The sequence below is a fragment of the Bradyrhizobium agreste genome (assembly GCF_016031625.1).
Taxonomy (GTDB): Bacteria; Pseudomonadota; Alphaproteobacteria; order Rhizobiales; family Xanthobacteraceae; genus Bradyrhizobium; species Bradyrhizobium agreste.
Genome location: NZ_JACCHP010000004.1, coordinates 239,464 through 253,133 on the forward strand (window position 1 = coordinate 239,464; position 13,670 = coordinate 253,133).

Annotated in this window: 11 protein-coding genes and 1 pseudogene; 7 read left to right on the forward strand and 5 right to left on the reverse strand. The window is 61.1% G+C overall.

The annotated features are described in order from the left end of the window. The first annotated feature begins 159 nt into the window (after nt 1-159). Nucleotides 160-849, forward strand: coding sequence for a haloacid dehalogenase type II (locus HZZ13_RS08065; protein ID WP_197959099.1), 690 nt, complete (start codon nt 160-162; stop codon nt 847-849). A 117-nt stretch (nt 850-966) separates the two neighbouring features. Here HZZ13_RS08065 and HZZ13_RS08070 read toward each other — a convergent pair whose 3' ends face one another. The 3 genes from HZZ13_RS08070 to HZZ13_RS08080 form a co-directional block, all read right to left on the reverse strand. Continuing rightward, a complete protein-coding gene (locus HZZ13_RS08070) occupies nt 967-2,424 on the reverse strand; it encodes an NAD-dependent succinate-semialdehyde dehydrogenase (protein ID WP_197959100.1) in 1,458 nt (485 codons plus the stop codon). Nucleotides 2,425-2,627: 203 nt separating this feature from the next. Continuing rightward, a complete protein-coding gene (locus tag HZZ13_RS08075) occupies nt 2,628-2,984 on the reverse strand; it encodes a cupin domain-containing protein (protein WP_197959101.1) in 357 nt (118 codons plus the stop codon). 13 nt (nt 2,985-2,997) lie between these two features. Then, nucleotides 2,998-3,921 carry a 2-hydroxyacid dehydrogenase gene (locus tag HZZ13_RS08080; RefSeq protein ID WP_197959102.1) on the reverse strand — a complete coding sequence of 308 codons (924 nt, stop codon included), beginning with the start codon at nt 3,919-3,921 and terminating at the stop codon, nt 2,998-3,000. Nucleotides 3,922-4,267: 346 nt separating this feature from the next. Between HZZ13_RS08080 and HZZ13_RS08085 the strand changes: the two genes are divergently transcribed. Further along, nucleotides 4,268-5,146 (forward strand): GNAT family N-acetyltransferase, encoded by an 879-nt coding sequence (locus HZZ13_RS08085; protein ID WP_197959103.1) that lies wholly within the window; start codon nt 4,268-4,270, stop codon nt 5,144-5,146. Between the two features lie 439 nt (nt 5,147-5,585). After that, nucleotides 5,586-6,941 (forward strand): tyrosine-type recombinase/integrase, encoded by a 1,356-nt coding sequence (locus tag HZZ13_RS08090; RefSeq protein WP_197959104.1) that lies wholly within the window; start codon nt 5,586-5,588, stop codon nt 6,939-6,941. A gap of 284 nt (nt 6,942-7,225) precedes the next feature. Here the strand turns inward: HZZ13_RS08090 and HZZ13_RS08095 are convergent, their stop codons facing one another. After that, entirely contained in the window at nt 7,226-8,089 is an 864-nt protein-coding gene (locus HZZ13_RS08095; protein WP_197959105.1) for an alpha/beta fold hydrolase, read from the reverse strand. Nucleotides 8,090-8,098: 9 nt separating this feature from the next. Beyond that, a pseudogene (locus HZZ13_RS37820) lies at nt 8,099-10,605 on the reverse strand (alpha/beta hydrolase). A gap of 132 nt (nt 10,606-10,737) precedes the next feature. On the opposite strand from HZZ13_RS37820, the gene HZZ13_RS08105 reads away from it, so the two are divergent. The 4 genes from HZZ13_RS08105 to HZZ13_RS08120 all read left to right on the forward strand — a co-directional run bounded on the left by HZZ13_RS08105 (nt 10,738) and on the right by HZZ13_RS08120 (nt 13,668). Further along, a complete protein-coding gene (locus tag HZZ13_RS08105) occupies nt 10,738-11,664 on the forward strand; it encodes an alpha/beta fold hydrolase (protein WP_197959106.1) in 927 nt (308 codons plus the stop codon). After that, nucleotides 11,661-12,263, forward strand: coding sequence for a hypothetical protein (locus tag HZZ13_RS08110; protein WP_197959107.1), 603 nt, complete (start codon nt 11,661-11,663; stop codon nt 12,261-12,263). Before HZZ13_RS08105 ends, HZZ13_RS08110 begins: the two co-directional genes overlap by 4 nt. A 102-nt stretch (nt 12,264-12,365) precedes the next feature. Further along, nucleotides 12,366-13,013, forward strand: a complete 648-nt coding sequence (locus HZZ13_RS08115) for a CoA transferase subunit A (protein WP_197959108.1) — start codon at nt 12,366-12,368, stop codon at nt 13,011-13,013. Between the two features lie 4 nt (nt 13,014-13,017). Then, a complete protein-coding gene (locus HZZ13_RS08120; protein WP_197959109.1) occupies nt 13,018-13,668 on the forward strand; it encodes a 3-oxoacid CoA-transferase subunit B in 651 nt (216 codons plus the stop codon). Nucleotides 13,669-13,670 lie beyond the last annotated feature (2 nt).

The following is a 13,670-nucleotide window of genomic DNA, read 5'->3' on the forward strand; positions in this document are numbered from 1 at the left end:
ACGAGGAGAGCCCTCGTCGCGCAACTGTCTGCCACGGCTCCGATGCGATACGACACAATCTGCTCCCGACCACCGCGACATCGGCGCTTTATCTCGTCGGCTGCTCGCTAGGGTGCGTGTCGTACCGGCAAGCGGTGCGAGATCGCAAGGATCGGAGCTATGGCGACATTCAGACCGAAATACATCACCTTCGACTGCTACGGCACGCTGACCAATTTCGACATGGCCGGCGCCGCGACCCGTGTCTATGGCTCGGAGCTTTCTGCCGCGGCGATGGCAAAGCTCATCAAGGACTTTTCAGCCTATCGCCTGGACGAGGTTCTCGGCGCCTGGAAACCGTACTTCGACGTCGTGCACAACGCGCTGGAGCGCGCCTGCAAACGCAATGGCGTCGCCTTTAAGCCGGAGCATGCCCAGCGCATCAATGGAGAGATCCACACGTGGGGTCCACATGCCGACGTCCCGGCTGGTCTGGCCAAGGTTGCCAAAGAAATCCCGCTGGTCATCTTGTCGAACTCCATGAAGAACCTCATCATGTCCAACGTGGAGAAGCTCGGCGCTCCCTTCCACATGGTCATCACGGCCGAGGAGACTGGCGCCTACAAGCCGCACATGAAAGGCTTCGAATACATGTTCGACAAGCTCGGCTGCGGCCCGGAAGATATCACTCACGTCTCCTCCTCGTTCCGCTACGATCTGATGACCGCCTACGATCTGGGTATCAAGAGCAAGGTATGGGTGAACCGCGGTCACGAGCCGGCGAACCCCTTCTATGAATACACCGAAGTCTCCGGCATCGGCGGCTTGGCTGCCGCAGTCGGCCTGGAGCCTCTTCGCAAGAGCGCCTGAGCGCAAGTCTTTCGGGATCTCTCGCGGCCCTTCAGTCGTAGAGATCTGCGCTGGCCAAGAAAAAGGGGGCGGTTCAGCCGCCCCCTTTCTTGTTTTGGATACAGATCCGATGGACGCTCAGTCCAGGCCGCCGACATGGAGGGCCTTGCTCTCGAGATATTCTTCTATCCCGAGCTGAGATCCCTCGCGTCCGAGGCCCGACTGCTTGACACCGCCGAAAGGCGCAACCTCAGTCGAGATCAGGCCGGTGTTCAGGCCGACCATGCCGAACTCCAGCGCTTCGGCAACACGCCAGGAACGCTTCAGGTTTTCAGTGTAGAAATACGCCGCAAGACCGAAGGGCGTACCGTTTGCGATCGCTATCGCCTCGTCCTCCGTCTCGAACCGGAAAAGCGGCGCGACCGGCCCGAACGTCTCTTCGGACGCCAGCAGCATCTCAGTCGTCGCGCCACCGAGCACGAGAGGGCGGGCATATTGCCGTCCTTCCGGCACCGCCTCACTCTCCGAGATGATCTTCGCGCCCTTATCAAGAGCGTCCGTGACGTGCCGCTTGATCTTCTCGATCGCCGCGCCATTGATCATCGGCCCGATTGCGACTCCTTCTTCCGTACCGGCGCCGACCTTCATTTTCGCGACCCGGCCGGCGAGCTTCTCTGCGAACGCATCGTAGACCCCCGATTGGACGAGAATGCGGTTGCAGCAGACGCATGTCTGGCCCCCATTGCGGAATTTAGATGCAATCGCGCCCTCGACGGCGCGGTCGATATCGGCATCGTCGAAGACGATGAACGGCGCATTGCCGCCGAGCTCGAGGCTGAGCCGCTTGATGTTGTCGGCGGCGCCTTTCATCAGCAGCGCGCCGACGCGGGTCGATCCCGTGAACGAGATCTTGCGGACGGTCTCATTGGCCATCAGCTCCTTGCCAATGTCGGCGGGCATGCCCGTCACGATGTTGATCACGCCAGGTGGAATTCCTGCCCGCTCCGCCAGCACACCGATCGCGAGGGCCGAAAACGGCGTGAATTCAGAGGGCTTGATGACGACGGTGCAGCCCGCGGCCAGCGCGGGTGCCACCTTGCGCGTAATCATCGCGTTGGGGAAATTCCAAGGCGTAATGATTCCGCAGACGCCGACCGGCTCTTTCAAAACCAGAATGCGGCGATCGACCGTGGGTGAGGGGATCGTCGATCCATTGATCCGGCGTGCCTCTTCCGCAAACCATTTGACGAAGGAGGCCCCGTAGCGGATTTCGCCGAGCGATTCCGCCAGCGGCTTGCCCTGCTCCAATGTCAGCAACAGCGCCAGGTCCTGCTCGTGGCGCCGCATGAGGTCATACCAGCGCTCCAGCAGAACGGCACGCTCCGCATGAGCCGTGGTCTTCCAATGCTTGAATGCAGCGGCCGCAGCGTCGATTGCTGCCTTGGTCTCGTCTCGGCCCATGTCAGGAATGGTGCCAAGCACTCTCTGGCTCGCAGGATCGATGACATCAACGGTGGCTTTCGTGCTCGCATCCCGCCAACTGCCGCCGATCAGCGCTTGCTGACGAAACAGTTCCTTGTCCTTCAATGCAATCATGGCTTGCTCCTTGTCTTCGACCTCCCGCCATCACTGCTGGATTTGCGAATGGCGAGACGATGCCGCCTCATGCAAGCAGTACGGAACCGCACGCCGCATTTTTCATCGAGAATGAAGTGTTTGGCCGCGTTGAATCCGGTTAGACGCGGCCCTGAAGGTGGAATATTCGGTGCGCCGCTTCCAGGTCTGCCCTCAGCAGAGTCTCAGTCATAATGGCAGACATAGATCTTCCGCACGGTTTCGATCGTGCGCCAGACGCCGACAAAGCCCGGCTTCATCACAAAGCTGTCGCCGGCGCGGAAAGTCCTCGTCTCGCCACCTTTTTCCTCGATTTCGATGAGACCCGAGATGATGTGGCAGAACTCGAAGGTGGTGCCCTTGATGGAATGGGTCTCGCCGGGAGTTGCCTCCCAGACGCCCGTCAGCACTTTCTCACCCTTCGAGGCGTCCTGCGCCCAGGTCTTGAAGGACGGATTGCCCGAAATGAGCCGTTCCGGAGCTGGCACGGCCGTCTTCGGTACAAAATCCGGATTGGTCTCGATGGCAATCAGAAGTGACATGGCATCTTTCCTGTTAGTAGCCGAGCGTTCGATCGACGAGGCCGATCGGATTTCGTCCGGCGCGGTGGCGCCGGATGTTCTCTATGACGGATTGCGCAGCCGTATGCGGTTGCGTCACGGACGCGATATGCGGCGTGATGATCACCTTCGGATGCGACCAGAGCGCATGGTCTTCCGGCAGCGGCTCGGGATCGGTCACGTCGAGCATCGCTGCGGCGAGATGCCCGCTATCGAGCGCTTCGATGAGTGCGCCATGATCAAGCTGCGGACCGCGGCCGAGATGCAGCAGCCTTGCTCCCGCCGGCAGGAGAGAGAACAGCTGTGCATTCAGGATGCCGCTTGTTTGCTCCGTCAGAGGCAGAAGACAAACGAGAATGTCCGTTCCTTTCAGGAAGCTGCCAAGCTGACCATCGCCGTGGAAGCAGGTGACGCCCTCGATCGTCTTGTTGCTGCGGCTCCACGCGGCAAGCGGAAATCCAAACGGCTTCAGGCGATCAATCGCAGCTTGCGCCAACATGCCGAGGCCCAGAAAGCCGATGCGCCGATCGGCCGCCTGGGGCGTTGCAAGAGCCTGCCATAGGCCTCTTCCCTGCTGCTCCCGATAGGCAAGCATCTCGCGATGGAGTATCAGCACCCCAAGCACGACGTACTCCTGCATCATGCGTATGATGCCGTCCTCGATCATGCGCACGAGCTTGACGTGGCCAGGTATGGTCTCCGGCTTGAATTGATCGACCCCTGCACCGATGGAAAAGAGCATTTCCAGATTTCGAAAGCGCGAGACATCATCGGGCGCGTTCCAGGTTATCAGGTACCGTATCTTTTCCGGCTCGAAACGTTCGCTGGAATGATAGAATTCGAGATCAGGGAGCTCGCGCGCAAAGGCCTGCCGGAAAATAGCCGCCCGAGCAGCATCGGAATTGAAAAGGAACGCCATCGACGTGGTCCTCTCAGGTCCTCGCCCGGGATGCGGCGCGTTGAGACCGGCCTGGCAGGCCACCGAGGGCTGGAAAGGCGGCGAGCCCTCCAGCGAAGCCTTCAACGTTCACTGGGGCTCACCCTGCCTGCTGTTGCCTGACATCGATAGGCCGCAACCAGTAGCTTTCCCTGCTGAATCGAGTCGCATCGGCGGCGAAACATTCCGAATACCGCCTGTCAAACAGGCGAAACCTGCTGGCCTTCCGCGCTATGCTGCTGCAAAAGAGGGCTTGTGCGGCACGCAGCAGAAGGCCGGCGGGGATAGGCCGCGGGCTTTGAGCCCCGCGAGGGAATGGATGAGTTGAATGGGACGAACGGTACGCGTGAAGTCCTTTGAGCTGATGGCCAAGGACATCAACGACGTTGATGTGAAGCTGCTCCACGCGCTTTCGATCGGTGTCGGCTGGCCGCATCGCCCCAAGGACTGGGATTTCCTACGCCGCGCCGGCCACGGCATCGTCGCCGTTGATGGCATAGACCGCGTTTTCGGCAGCGCGATGTGGTTCCCACATGGCCACGAATTCGCGACGATTGGCCTGGTGATCACATCGCCCCGAACCCAGGCCCAAGGTACTGGCCGCTGGCTCATGGAGCAGGTTTTCGAGCGGTGTGGCGACCGGAATTTGACCCTCAACTCAACCCATGCCGCCTATCACCTGTATCTGTCACTGGGGTTCACGAAGGAAGCCACCGTATATCTGTGGCAAGGAGAACTCGTCTCACCACCTCCGCCGGTGCCTCCTCTGGCCGGTGAATTGAGCTCGCTGTCCACGGCGAGCATCGGAGAGATCGCGGCACTGGATGAACGCGCATTCGGAACTAACCGGCAGAAGCTGCTCGCATTGCTTTCTGAAGGTGCGTCAATCTCCGTCTTGCGCCGCGGCGGAGAGGCCGTCGGTTTTTCCATGAAGCGCGAATTCGGGCGCGGTCATGTGATCGGCCCGATCGTCGCCAGCAATGATTGTGACGCGATCCATCTCACCGCCGTGCATCTTAAGGGTCTCGCGGGACAATTCGTCCGCGTCGATACGCGGGAGCAGACGGGTCTGTTTGCCGACTTCCTTCAACAGAGCCGCCTCGGAATGACCGATACCGTCACGACGATGTCTAAGGGCCGGCGATTCCTGAACCGAAAGGAAAATGAGCCGTGGGTATACGGGCTAGCCGGTCACGCGTTGAGCTGAGACTATGAAGCGAAGCTCCGTGGGGACTGGTGCCAACGGTGCCGATCGCGACCCGACAGGAGAGAGTGGGGTCCAACCCACGATTCGCGATCACCTTCGCATCACGCGCATCGAGCCCCGTGAGTCATAACGGATTATCTTCTTTTGACAGCCGCTGACTCAGCCTGCCGGAATGAAGAATGAACAATCTTCCATAAGTGCCTGATTTGGCAATGGTGGGCGCACCAGGGCTCGAACCTGGGACCCGCTGATTAAGAGTTCAGAACCGGCTCTTTGCCACAGCTTCCAAGAGCGCGCCACGGTACGATGCCCCTCAGTAAGCCATTGATGTTTCCTTATTTTATCGCATAGCTTCGCGCTCCCTCGAAGACGAACCTTCCAACTGCTCGATCCGCTGACACCGTTTGAAAACCGTTTTAGCGGGCAGGGAATCTCGCTTATGGCCGACATTCGAATTCCCCTCACCGACAAGACCATTGCCCAGCTACCCACCCCGAAGGACGGCTGGTACCTGGCGCGCGACACGGAGCTGAAAGGCTTCTTTGTCGTCATCGGAAAGCGACGACGGACTTTCACCGTTCAGGGAGACCTCAGGCAGGGAGGCAAACGGGCTTCGTCCATTAGGGTCTCCATTGGCGATGCTAGTGAGATGTCGACTCGAGCTGCGCGTGCCGTAGCCAAGGAGTACTTGGCCCAGATTAGCCGCGGGCGACATCCAAAGGACGAGAAACAAACCGTACGGACGACACCCGCTCCGGCGATGCAAAGTGGCGGCACAGTCGCTAGCGTTACGCTCAGGCAGGCTTGGCAGCGGTACCTCGAAGCCCATCTGATCCGCAAGAATCGCAGCAAAAAGACCGTCGAGGGCTACCGCGATCACGTGGAACGGATTTTTGCAGAATGGCTCGACACTCCCCTCAAGGAGCTCGCAGCCGACCCAGCCCGGGTGGCCAAGAAGCACGATGAGGTCACCAAAGAAAACGGGCCGTATATGGCCAATGGTAGTATGCGCACCCTGCGGGCCATCTACAATCATGCACGGAAGACGAACAGGTCGTTGCCGTCAGATAACCCGGCCGATGCGGTCGACTGGAATGAGGAGGAGCGCCGCAACACTGGGATGGGATCGGCCGACCTAAAGGGCTGGTTTGCGCAAGTAGCCACCCTCGACAACCCCGTACGTAGAGAGTTCCACCTCTTCACGCTTCTTTGCGGTTCTCGGCCCACGGCGCTCCAGCATGCCAAGCCAGAAGACATCGATTTTCGGCGTCGCACGCTGCACGTCCCAAAACCAAAGGGAGGCAAGAAGAAGGCGTTCGATATAGCCTTGTCGCGCCAGATGATCCTTTGCCTAGTCCGCGCAATCCGGTTCGGCAGGCAAATGTATCCAAGGCAAGCACAAGAGTGGGTCTTCCCGGCCGACAGCGGATCGGGGCATTTGTCGGAAACAAAGGAGGACCGGAAAATCCTGTCGAAGTGGGGCAACGACCTCCGGCAAACCTTCCGTACGATTGCAACAGCAGCCGGTGTTTCGGAAGTTGACGCCAAACTTCTTATGAACCACTCCATTCCCGGAGTAAACGCAGGCTACATCACACGGCACAAGCTTCTCGAAGATCACCTACGCAGCCAGCAGCAGGCGATCAGCAGGGCCATGTTTGCTGCGCTGGGTGCACAGCTGAACCAAGAAGGCCCACTCCAGGATTGGCTCGGAATTGGAAGCAGCCGCCGCGCAACTCCACTTGCGCCTACCGGATGGAGGACAAACCGTAGCCCGGCCGGTTGCTCAACTTGAGCGAGGATCAATCGGGAGCTCGGCGCTTTGAAAATTTGGCGCCTCTAGTCTGGCCCATGAATCGGTCCAATCCATCATGGGCGCCACGGAAAAGAGATTATATCGAAATCTCAATTATTTACCTGCGACGAAGAAGCTGCGGCTTGAGCATGTTACCGCAGCTCCTATCGTTTCGTAACATCATCTTCAAGTCCGCTTTCCGGCACAATCGGTTCGTAGATGTCAGGTGTCACGACAGACACTATCGATGCTGCAGCTAGAAGACGCTTCGGTGCCTCTGGCTGCTACGCGGCAAGTCCTCCGAACCACGCCCCGAAATAACCGGCATAAAGCGCAGGGCGCTCGAGATTCATCGAATGGCCGATGCCGGGCACGATCACGAGCCGACAATCCGGCATCGCCTCGGCCATGGTGCGGAGGTCAGCAGGTGCAATCCAGCCATCGCACTCGCCCCACAGCACGAGGTGCGGATGCCGGATCTCGGGCATGCGGCGTTCCAGCTCTCGGCTCTCCTTCTCCCGCGTCAGATTCACCGGCGTACCGATCCAGATCCCCTCCGATACGCCGAAAGTCTGTTCGATGATCCGGTCGAACAGCGCCTGGATCTCTCCTAGCCCCTCGCGAAAGCGGGGGATCATGTTCGGCCCCATGCTCTCCGGGACGAACAGCGAAGAAGCGGCTGTCGCCATCACGGACCGCGTCAGCTCCTTGCTCGCCATCATGGCCCTGAATAATCCGATCTGATCGGCATTGAAGGCCATGCCGAGCGGCGTCACCGGATCGAGCGCGAATACACGGCCGAAGCGCTGCGGCTGCTCGAGCAGCATCCTGGCAGCGATGATGCCGCCGGTGGAATGTGTCGCGAGATGGCAATAGCCGATCTCGAGCGTATCGAGCGCCGCCAGCATGTCATCGGCGTGCTGCCGCATCGAGTAGTTGGAATAATCGGCCGCCGGCTTCGGCCGGTCGCTGTCGCCGCAGCCACGCCAATCGATGCCGATCACGCGAAGGCCGGATGGGAACAACGGCGCGGCGAGCTCGATCCAGTCCTTGCTGGCGAGATTTCCGTGGATGAAGACGACGGTGACGTCGCCTTCTCCCCACTCCCGCCAGCCGAGCTGGACGTCGCCCGCCTGCACCCTCGGCATCGCCGGGCCCTACTTGTTGAGGCCAGCCGTCGGCGCCGCTCCAGGCGGTGTCGGCGCCACTGGCAGGGCCGAGACGATGGCACTCTTGATCATGCGATCGGTGCCGAGCGGCGATGATGTGTCGATCGCCCCCTTGGTCACAAAATCCACGACATCGGCAGCGTATTCCACTGGATTGTCGGTGTGGATGAAGTGTCCGGTCTCCGGATAGATCTTGAGCATCGGCCGGTTGCCGGCATTGGTCATACGCGTCATGAACGGCGTGATGACGTCGCGGCCAACATCGGTCAGCCCGTTGAAGGCGGGCGTCGGAATGAACGGCTCCTTGTCGCCAAACGCCAGGAAGACCGGCGCTTTGATCTGGGTGACCCGCTCATAGAGGTTCTTCGGGTCATCCTGCTGGAGTTCAGCTCCGATCGTGTAGATGTCGAAAATGAAGACATTGCACCACTGATCGAGCTCCTTCGGGTTGCCCTTGGTGAGCCCGACACGCTGCTCGGTATGGAAGCGGGCATATTCGCTGTCGCTGAAGAAGTAGCCGCTCTTCGCAGCCGACACCACGCCGCTGTCCGGGTCACGCTTCTTGAAATAGAAGAAGTCCCGGATGTTCTGCTCGCTGCGCGCCTTTTCGGCGGCGAGAATACCGGTCTGGTCCCAGACCTGCCTCCACTTGTCGAAGTCGCGGCCGAGGCCGTCGGCGAAGAGAGGCGCCTTCTTGTCCTTGCCGATGGTGATTTCGCGCGGATATTCCTCGAGGCCGGAGGGCGCCTCCAAGGCGAGGCCCTGGACCGCATCCGGCCAGGTCAGGGCGTAGCCCACGACGAACTGGCCGCCGAGCGAGTGGCCGAGATAGTACGCCTTCTTGACGCCGAGCTGGTTGACCACGAGGTCGTAGATCACCTCGCGCATATCCTGCATAGTGCGAGCGGGATTCTTCTCAAGATTCCCGGGCCCCGACATGCCGTAATGCGGCAGGTCCGGCACGATCACGCGCAGGCCGCTGCGCAGCGCGTACTGCATGACGTTGCCGTAATGGCCGCCGAATGCGCCCTTGCCGTGGATGATGACGAGCACCTTCGGATCCTTGTCGGTGCCGGCATACTCGTCCATGTAGCCGATTTCCCAGGAATTGCCGCTCTTGTCCTTGGCACTGCCGAATTTGACCGGATAGGGATAGGTCACATAGGCCTTCCAGAACGACTTCTTGGGATCGATGGTCTGGGCGACGTCGGGCACGCGGTAATTCTTGTCAACGAATTTCTGGGCGCGATCGAGGGCCGCCACGTCATCCATGAAAGCGACGAACTTCGGATCGTTCTTGCGCTGGTTGATGATCGGGAAAACGCCGTAATGCGCGACCGGGCTCTCCTGTGCGATCAGGTCAGCGCCGGGTACGCGATCGACGCCTTCTGGGCCAACTTGAAGTTCAGCCAAAGATCGTTGGTGATGTGCATCACCAGCGTGCGGGCCTGAATGCGACCGAGATAGGGATTGATGTTATGGGTCTCGCCGACCCTGTTGCGCCAGACGAGGTCGACGGCGTCATAGAGCTTGGCACGGTTGGTGACGTTGAGGCCGGCCTTCTCGTTCGGCGGATCCCAATAGAAGATCTCCGGCTGGACCGCCGCCCAGTTCTGGGTCGTGCGGAAGGCAAAATCATAACCCGTCATGCCGAGGATCGACCAGCCGAACGCCACGCCCGGCAGCGGATGCTTTTCCTTGGGCAGTTTATAATAGTCGCCGTTGGTGGACTGCCAGACAGGATCGGACTGGATCGCCGCCGTCATCATCTGGAACGTCCAGTTGCCGACGGGGTCATCGCCATCCGACTGCGTGGTGCCGCCGATGGGCATTAGGGCATTGATGTACTCCGGATGCATCACGCCCCAGACATAAGTCTGCGTGCCGCCCATGGAAACGCCGGTGACCAGCGCGACGCGCGCGACCTTGAGCTCGTCGCGCAGCAGGCGATAGTTGGCCTGCACCATGTCGTAGTAGCTGTACTGCGGAAACTTGACGCCGAGGCCGTCGGACGGCTTGCTCGCTCCCCAGGTGCCGAGCGGATCGACCATGATCACGTAGTAACGGTCGGTGTCGATTGGGCGGCCGGGGCCGATGATCGGCATGCCGCCTGAGAGCGCCGCGCCCTTGACCCATTGCTCGTACATGTCGGTGGAGTCGCCAGAGTAGTAGGAGTTAACCACGATGGCATTGGTGATCTCGCCGGCTGCATTGCGCCGGGCATTTCCGATGGCGATATAGGCCGTGCGCAGCTTGCCCGCACCCAGCGTCTCCAGGGTGACACCCGCCTCGCCGCCATTCTCCCATTTGGAGGGATCGGACAGGTCGTACTTGCCGCCGAGACGGAAGTTGGCGATCTCGTAGGTCTTCTTCAGCCCATCATGCTGCACCTGCGACGAGCGGCGCGTGAAAGGCTGTGCGGTTGCGATCGCCGTGCCGAGCAGCAGCACGATCAGGCTCATGAAGCAGCGCTTCAACGCGTCTTGGCCGAACATGACGCCGTCCTCCCTGGAAGATTTTCGTGGAACGCTAGGTACGGCGGCCCGGGAAGGTTTGATCTAACTCAATGGAATCCGCTTGGAGGGATCGAGGATCGCGGGCATCAAAACACCGGCAGTGCCCTCGCGATGCCCTTCCTCAGCCACGGCTCATATCGGATCCGCTATGAGCTCGACGGGCGGCCGGGCGCGCCGGCCTATGTCCTCGTGAACGGGCTGACGCAATATTCCGAACTGTGGGGCGCCTATCGCGAGACCTTGTCGGCGCGAGGCTTTCGGGTTGCGACCTTCGATCTGCTGGGCCAGGGCGCTTCCGACAAGCCGAGGCTCTTCATCAGCCAGGACGATCAGGTCGCCGCCTTGGGCTTGCTGATCGACGAGCTGGGGGAAGGTCCGGTCTTTCTGAGCGGGATCAGCTTTGGCGGCCTGATTGCACTGCGATATGCGATCGAGCATGGCAAGCGACTGGCCGGGCTCGTGCCGATGAGCTGCTTTGCGGAGCTGTCGCCGCAACTCTTGCTGCTTGGCAATGCGCTGCGGACCGGGCTGATCCTCGGCGGCACGAGTTACCTCCAGGACCTGCTGTTGCCCATGAACCTGTCGGACCAATGGCTGAAGCCGCTCCTGGACAAGCTCGATAGCGTGAAGCGGCAAGGCTGGCTCGTCAATGACGTCTACGCGCTTCAGAACCTGATGGAATCCTTCCTCGACTTCCAGCCGCTCACGCCGCGCCTGTCGGCAATCGCCGTTCCGACCATGATTCTCAACGGCGAGTTCGATTTTCTCACGCCGCGGGCTCTCCACGAAACATTGCGTGTCGAGATTCCCAACAGCTCCTTGGTGATCATTCCCAAGGCCTACCATGCGTTCACGCTGGAGAAGGGCGCGCTGACGGCGGACCTGCTGGCGCGCTTCGCTGATGACGTGCTGGCGGGGCGATGGAAGGGACATCAATCGATTTGGGTGGCACCGGATGAGGTGGGCGGGGAGCTGACGCCGTTTCCAGACGGTTACGACCATCTGCGTGCCATCCCGGTCAGGAGAGCGATGCCATGAGCGGCTTCCTCGGCCCGCTCGACCCCGACGGCCGCATTCCGCCGCGCCAGCAGACGCGGGTCGGGACGTTCCTGATCTCGGCGCATGGTGCCCTGGCGCGGCAATTCGCCCTCTCGCTGCCGGCGAGGTTCGAAGCGGCCTGGCAGACCGAATTGAACGCACAGTTCTATCGCGAGACCGAGATCGTCTCCCTGCTGATGCGCGCCACCTCGTGGGTCCCGGATGTTGCCTTGGGATCCATGCTGATGACCTGGGAGACCGCTTGGCTTCCTGCGCCGCTCGCAGAGATCACGGATCCTCATCTTGCCCAGGCGGTCCAGCTCGCAACGCTCGCCCATGCCGTGCACGGCGGCATCCGGCCGGCTGCGCTGCTCCCGGTCGAAGTCAATGCGCAGGATCCTTTCGTCATGGCGCTGCGTCGCATCGAATTCGAGTGCGGCCGGCTGCTGCAAGCCCAGATCCTATTCCTTAGAGGCTCCGAGCTTGCTCCGTACCGGGATGCGGTGAGCGCGGCACTCGAGCAGCGCCACGTCGGTGTTCGCAAGCTCTGGCGCGAAACACTCGAAAGCATCGGCATCGACGTAGCCGAAGCGGAATGATCCGGAAGCCTTGACCCAGATCAAGAGAGTCCGCCCCCCGCCCGCCAACATCCGCTCATTGCCGCCCTTCAGCCCATCGTCGGCCGACCGGGAGTTTCGATCATGAAGGCCGTTTCCGTCGAAGAAGCCGTTGCGATGATCCCGGCGGGCGCCAGCGTCATGGTTGGCGGATTCATGGGAGTTGGAACACCGGAGCGGCTGCTCGACGAAGTCGTGCGCCAGAGAAAGACTGGTCTCACCTTGATCTCGAATGACGCGGCCACGCCCGGCAAGGGCGTCGGCAAGCTGTTCGATCAGACCCTGGTGTCGAAGCTGACGGCAACGCATATCGGTCTCAATCCGAAGGCGCAGCAGCAGATGCTGGCGAACCAGATCGCCGTCGATCTCGTGCCGCAAGGCACGTTCGTCGAGCGTATCCGCGCCGGTGGATGCGGCCTCGGCGGCGTGCTGACGCCGACCGGCGTCGGAACGCTGCTGGCCGAAGGCAAGCGCCAGATCGAAGTCGACGGCAAGCCGTTCCTGCTGGAGACGGCGCTGCGGGCGCAATTCGCACTGGTGCACGCCTTCCTCGCCGACTACCTCGGCAATCTCGCCTACGCCCTCACCTCCCGCAATTTCAACCCGGTCATGGCGATGGCGGCCGACACCGTCATCGTGACGGCGGAGCATATCGTCCCGGTCGGCGTGATTGCACCCGATCACGTCGTCACCCCCGCACCGCTCGTCGACTATCTCATCACCAACGGGTGACATCATGGATCCCCAGATCATCATCGCCCGGCGTGTCGCCAAGGAGCTGAGGAACGGCAATCTCGTCAATCTCGGCATCGGCATTCCGACCCTGGTCGCCAACTATGTGCCGTCGGATCTGAAGGTCTTCTTCCAGTCGGAGAACGGACTGATCGGCACCGGGCCGATCCCCGAGCAGGGCATGGCGCATCCGACGCTCACCGATGCCGGCGGACGCCCGATCAGCGCGCTGCCGGGCGCCTCCACCTTCGACAGTGCGATGTCGTTCGGATTGATCCGCGGCGGCCACGTCGATGTCACCGTGCTCGGCGGCCTCCAGGTCGATGCGCATGGCCATCTCGCGAACTGGATGATTCCGGGCAAGATGGTCCCGGGCATGGGCGGCGCAATGGACCTCGTCACCGGCGCCAAGCGCGTGATCGTCGCCATGCAGCACGCGGCCAAGGGCAAGTCGAAGATTGTGGCGAAATGCTCGCTGCCGCTGACCTCGGCGCGCCCTGTCAACCTTGTCGTGACGGACATGGCCGTGATCGGTTTTCCCGATGGCAAGGCGACGTTGCTGGAAACAGCGCCCGGCCTGAGCGTCGGCGAGGTCCTGGCGCTGACAGAGGCCGATCTCGCCATTCCCGACAATGTTCCGGAGATGAGGATCTAAAC

What these genes read in the sequence shown, in the direction of transcription:
- HZZ13_RS08110 (WP_197959107.1), top strand. Translation starts at nt 11,661, where the DNA reads ATGAGCGGCTTCCTCGGCCCGCTCGACCCCGACGGCCGCATTCCGCCG.
- HZZ13_RS08120 (WP_197959109.1), top strand. Translation starts at nt 13,018, where the DNA reads ATGGATCCCCAGATCATCATCGCCCGGCGTGTCGCCAAGGAGCTGAGG.
- HZZ13_RS08105 (WP_197959106.1), top strand. Translation starts at nt 10,738, where the DNA reads ATGCCCTTCCTCAGCCACGGCTCATATCGGATCCGCTATGAGCTCGAC.
- HZZ13_RS08075 (WP_197959101.1), bottom strand. Translation starts at nt 2,984, where the DNA reads ATGTCACTTCTGATTGCCATCGAGACCAATCCGGATTTTGTACCGAAG.
- HZZ13_RS08080 (WP_197959102.1), bottom strand. Translation starts at nt 3,921, where the DNA reads ATGGCGTTCCTTTTCAATTCCGATGCTGCTCGGGCGGCTATTTTCCGG.
- HZZ13_RS08065 (WP_197959099.1), top strand. Translation starts at nt 160, where the DNA reads ATGGCGACATTCAGACCGAAATACATCACCTTCGACTGCTACGGCACG.
- HZZ13_RS08070 (WP_197959100.1), bottom strand. Translation starts at nt 2,424, where the DNA reads ATGATTGCATTGAAGGACAAGGAACTGTTTCGTCAGCAAGCGCTGATC.
- HZZ13_RS08115 (WP_197959108.1), top strand. Translation starts at nt 12,366, where the DNA reads ATGAAGGCCGTTTCCGTCGAAGAAGCCGTTGCGATGATCCCGGCGGGC.
- HZZ13_RS08095 (WP_197959105.1), bottom strand. Translation starts at nt 8,089, where the DNA reads ATGCCGAGGGTGCAGGCGGGCGACGTCCAGCTCGGCTGGCGGGAGTGG.
- HZZ13_RS08090 (WP_197959104.1), top strand. Translation starts at nt 5,586, where the DNA reads ATGGCCGACATTCGAATTCCCCTCACCGACAAGACCATTGCCCAGCTA.
- HZZ13_RS08085 (WP_197959103.1), top strand. Translation starts at nt 4,268, where the DNA reads ATGGGACGAACGGTACGCGTGAAGTCCTTTGAGCTGATGGCCAAGGAC.